Source organism: Rhodococcus sp. NPDC077669 (assembly GCF_040686915.1).
Classification (GTDB): domain Bacteria; phylum Actinomycetota; class Actinomycetes; order Mycobacteriales; family Mycobacteriaceae; genus Rhodococcoides; species Rhodococcoides fascians.
The window spans coordinates 1-1,084 of the sequence record NZ_JBFBMD010000065.1 but is presented as its reverse complement, the minus strand read 5'-3'; the positions used below and the strand labels follow the sequence as shown (position 1 = coordinate 1,084).

Annotated in this window: 1 rRNA gene; it reads right to left on the bottom strand. The window is 54.5% G+C overall.

The features are described from left to right. Positions 1 to 56: 56 nt before the first annotated feature. Positions 57 to 1,084, bottom strand: a 23S ribosomal RNA gene (locus AB0P23_RS25465); the annotation flags it as partial.

The following is a 1,084-nucleotide window of genomic DNA, read 5'->3' as shown; positions in this document are numbered from 1 at the left end:
CTGAACAACTACTCGTGTGTTGTTTCAGATATTGCACAGTGGACGCGTAGCTTCTTTGTGGTAAGTCCTCGGCCTATTAGTACCAGTCACCTGCATACATTGCTGTACTTCCAGTTCTGGCCTATCAACCCGGTGGTCTGCCGGGGGCCTTACCCCCTCGAGGGGGTGAGAAACCTCATCTTGGAACAGGCTTCCCGCTTAGATGCTTTCAGCGGTTATCCCTTCCGAACGTAGCCAACCAGCGGTGCTCCTGGTGGAACAACTGGCACACCAGAGGTTCGTCCGTCCCGGTCCTCTCGTACTAGGGACAGCCTTCCTCAAGTTTCTTACGCGCGCGGCGGATAGAGACCGAACTGTCTCACGACGTTCTAAACCCAGCTCGCGTGCCGCTTTAATGGGCGAACAGCCCAACCCTTGGGACCTACTCCAGCCCCAGGATGCGACGAGCCGACATCGAGGTGCCAAACCATCCCGTCGATATGGACTCTTGGGGAAGATCAGCCTGTTATCCCCGGGGTACCTTTTATCCGTTGAGCGACACCGCTTCCACTTGCCGGTGCCGGATCACTAGTCCCGACTTTCGTCCCTGCTCGACTTGTCAGTCTCACAGTCAAGCTCCCTTGTGCACTTGCACTCGACACCTGATTGCCAACCAGGCTGAGGGAACCTTTGGGCGCCTCCGTTACATTTTAGGAGGCAACCGCCCCAGTTAAACTACCCACCAGGCACTGTCCCTGAACCAGATCATGGTCCGAGGTTGAGGTATCCAATACGATCAGAGTGGTATTTCAACAACGACTCCACAGTAACTGGCGTCACCGCTTCACAGTCTCCCACCTATCCTACACAAACCGAACCGAACACCAATACCAAGCTGTAGTGAAGGTCCCGGGGTCTTTTCGTCCTGCCGCGCGTAACGAGCATCTTTACTCGTAATGCAATTTCGCCGAGTCTATGGTTGAGACAGCTGAGAAGTCGTTACGCCATTCGTGCAGGTCGGAACTTACCCGACAAGGAATTTCGCTACCTTAGGATGGTTATAGTTACCACCGCCGTTTACTGGGGCTTAAATTCTCAGCTTCGC